General features: G+C 72.1%; 3 protein-coding genes. 1 reads left to right on the forward strand and 2 read right to left on the reverse strand.

What is annotated here, in order from left to right:
- Nucleotides 1-59: 59 nt before the first annotated feature.
- Both aceB and ACFWEE_RS32580 read right to left on the reverse strand, forming a co-directional pair.
- Nucleotides 60-1,679, reverse strand: coding sequence for a malate synthase A (aceB, locus tag ACFWEE_RS32575; RefSeq protein WP_386894843.1), 1,620 nt, complete (start codon nucleotides 1,677-1,679; stop codon nucleotides 60-62).
- 271 nt (nucleotides 1,680-1,950) lie between these two features.
- Nucleotides 1,951-2,562 (reverse strand): NTP transferase domain-containing protein, encoded by a 612-nt coding sequence (locus ACFWEE_RS32580; RefSeq protein ID WP_386894845.1) that lies wholly within the window; start codon nucleotides 2,560-2,562, stop codon nucleotides 1,951-1,953.
- A gap of 212 nt (nucleotides 2,563-2,774) precedes the next feature.
- On the opposite strand from ACFWEE_RS32580, the gene ACFWEE_RS32585 reads away from it, so the two are divergent.
- Nucleotides 2,775-3,077, forward strand: coding sequence for a DUF5955 family protein (locus tag ACFWEE_RS32585; protein WP_327180224.1), 303 nt, complete (start codon nucleotides 2,775-2,777; stop codon nucleotides 3,075-3,077).
- Nucleotides 3,078-3,144: the final 67 nt, after the last annotated feature.

Here is a 3,144-nt window from a genome sequence, read left to right on the forward strand (position 1 = left end):
CCCCCGGCGTGGTGCGGTGCCGGGGGCGGTGGCATGTCCGGGCGGGGCAGGTGAGCGGATCAGCGCAGCTGCTCGTACGCGGGCAGGGTGAGGAAGTCCGTGTAGTCGGTGTCCAGCGCCACCTGGAGCAGCAGGTCGTGGGCCTGCTGCCAGCGACCGGACGCGAACGCCTCCTCGCCGATCTCGGCTCGGACGGCGGTGAGTTCCTCGGCGGCGACCTTGCGGGCCAGGTCGGCGGTGGCGTGTTCGCCGTTCTCGAAGACCACGTCCGCGTTGATCCACTGCCAGATCTGCGAGCGGGAGATCTCCGCCGTGGCCGCGTCCTCCATGAGACCGAAGATGGCCACGGCACCCGTGCCGCGCAGCCACGCCTCGATGTAGCGGATGCCGACCGCGACGGCGTTGCGCCAGCCCTCGTACGTGGGGCGGGCGTCCAGGCTGTCGACGGCGATCAGGTCGCCCGCCGCCACCGAGACGTCCTCGCGGAGCCGGTCCTTCTGGTTCGGCTTCTCGCCGAGCACCGCGTCGAAGGAGGCGAGGGCGATCGGGACCAGGTCCGGGTGGGCGACCCAGGAGCCGTCGAAGCCGTCGGCGGCCTCGCGGTCCTTGTCCGCCTTCACCTTCTCGAACGCGACCTTGTTGGCCTCGGCGTCCCGGCGCGAGGGGATGAAGGCCGCCATCCCGCCGATGGCATGAGCGCCCCGCTTGTGGCAGGTGCGGACGAGGAGTTCGGTGTACGCGCGCATGAACGGGGCGGTCATCGTCACGGCGTTGCGGTCCGGCAGGACGAACTTGGTCCCGCCGTCGCGGAAGTTCTTGACGATGGAGAAGAGGTAGTCCCAGCGTCCCGCGTTGAGTCCGGAGGCGTGGTCGCGCAACTCGTAGAGGATTTCCTCCATTTCGTAGGCGGCGGTGATCGTCTCGATGAGGACGGTCGCGCGGACGGTGCCCTGCGGGATGCCGACGTACTCCTGGGCGAAGACGAAGACGTCGTTCCAGAGGCGGGCCTCCAGATGGGACTCCGTCTTCGGGAGGTAGAAGTACGGGCCCTTGCCGAGGCGGATCAGCCGTTCGGCGTTGTGGAAGAAGTACAGGCCGAAGTCGACCAGCGCGCCGGGGACCGGGGTCCCGTCGAGCCGGAGGTGGCGCTCGTCCAGGTGCCAGCCGCGCGGCCGGGTGACGACGGTCGCCAGCTCCTCGGCGGGCCGCAGGGCGTACGTCTTCCCGGAGCCCGGGTCGGTGAAGTCGATGCGGCGCTCGTAGGCGTCGATCAGGTTGAGCTGCCCGAGGACGACGTTCTCCCAGGTGGGGGCCGAGGCGTCCTCGAAGTCGGCGAGCCAGATCCGGGCGCCGGAGTTGAGCGCGTTGACCGTCATCTTCCGGTCGGTCGGCCCGGTGATCTCCACCCGGCGGTCGTCCAGCGCCGCCGGGGCGGGCGCCACCCGCCAGGAGTCGTCGGCGCGGACGCCGGCCGTCCCGGGCAGGAAGTCCAGGGTGGAGGTACGGGCGATCTCCGCGCGGCGCTCCGCCCTGCGGGCGAGGAGTTCGTCGCGGCGGAGCGTGAACCGCCGGTGCAGCTCGGCCACGAACGCGAGGGCCGCGTCGGTCAGTACCTCCTCCTGCCGGGGCAGGGGCTCGGCGTCGACGACGACCAGCGGGGACGGCACCGGTGCGGACATGAGCGGTCACTCCTTCGGGGCTGCGGGCTACGAGTCGCGGGAGGGCTTCGATGAACCCACCGGCTTCTGCTCAGTGGATAGTAGTTTCCTCATCGTGGAACCTCAACGGCCCTGAGTGTGGCGAGCCGCCCGAGACGACGGGGCGTCGGGTCCGGTGAGCGAACTGGGAGGTGAGGCACAGGCCTCCGCCGAGGAGCACGGCGGGGCGCTGAAGATGTTCGTCGAGGACGACGCACCGGTCTGACCCGGTCCCGGACGGGCGCCCGGCCCGTCACGGGCCGGACAGGCGCCCCAGGTCCTCCGGCGTGTCGATGTCGTACGCCTCCGCCACGTCCCCGCACTCGACCAGCGTGAGCGCCGCCCGGTGCTCCCGCAGATAGGCGCGCGCTCCCTGGTCGCCGGTGGCGTCCGCCGACACCCCCGCCCAGTGGTCGGCGCCGAGGAGCACCGGATGCCCGCGCACACCGTCGTACGAGGCCGCCGCCAGGCTCGCCCGCGAGGTGGCGGCGGCGCGGACCCGGGACACCGCCTCGGCGCCGACGCCCGGCTGGTCGACGAGGAGGACGAGTGCCGCCTCCGCCCCGGTGCCCGCGAGTGCGGCGAGACCCGCGCGCAGCGAACCGCCCATGCCCGCACACCACTCCGGATTGACCGTCACCGCGCACCCGGTGAGCGTGCTTCGGGCCCGCACCTCATCGGCCGCGGCGCCCAGCACCACCACGATCCGGCCGCAGCCGCCGTCGCGCAGTGATCGAATCGCGTGTTCGATCAGCGGGCGGCCCCGGTACGTCAGGAGGGCCTTGGGCCGCCCGCCCAGGCGTCTGCCGCCTCCGGCGGCGAGCAGTACCCCGGTGACCAGGGGGTTTTCAGGAGCTGGAGCCATGGGTCCTGGATACCACCGACACGCCGTCGAGCGGGTCGCACACGCGAAAGCCGCGTCACCCTCAGGGGTAACCCTGATTTCCGGTCACGGAGTGGCGCCGGCCACCTTCGATGGCGTTAACTTGCCTCCACTCCGGAGCACTTGACCATGGTCCGGAGTGCGAAAGGCCTACGGCACGAAGGCGTGCGAGGGGGAGTGCATTGTTGCGAAGTGTGGGGCAGAAGCGGGTGACCGGGAGCAGCGAGGACCCCAGGGTCACGGAGTTGCGGACAGCGGTGTCCCGGCTCCGTCGCGAGCTGGCCGGGCACCCCGCGGAGTTCTCCGACCGGGGGATCGCGGAGGAGGAGCTGGCCGCACTGGACGCCATGGCGGTCAGCGGGGTGCCGGAGATTCCCCGGCTCCGCCGTTCCCTGCTGCTGATCGCGGGATCGATCGGATCGGTGAGCGCCCTGGCGCCCGGGCTCCGGGCGGTACGTAACGCGGTGGATCTCTTCGGGGAGCCGCCGCGCGGATGACGCGCCTCGCGGCCCCGGTGTGCCGGGACCGCGCGCGGGAGGGGCGGCGGGCGCCATGCCCGCCGCC

The organism is Streptomyces sp. NPDC060184 (assembly GCF_042728795.1).
Lineage (GTDB): Bacteria > Actinomycetota > Actinomycetes > Streptomycetales > Streptomycetaceae > Streptomyces.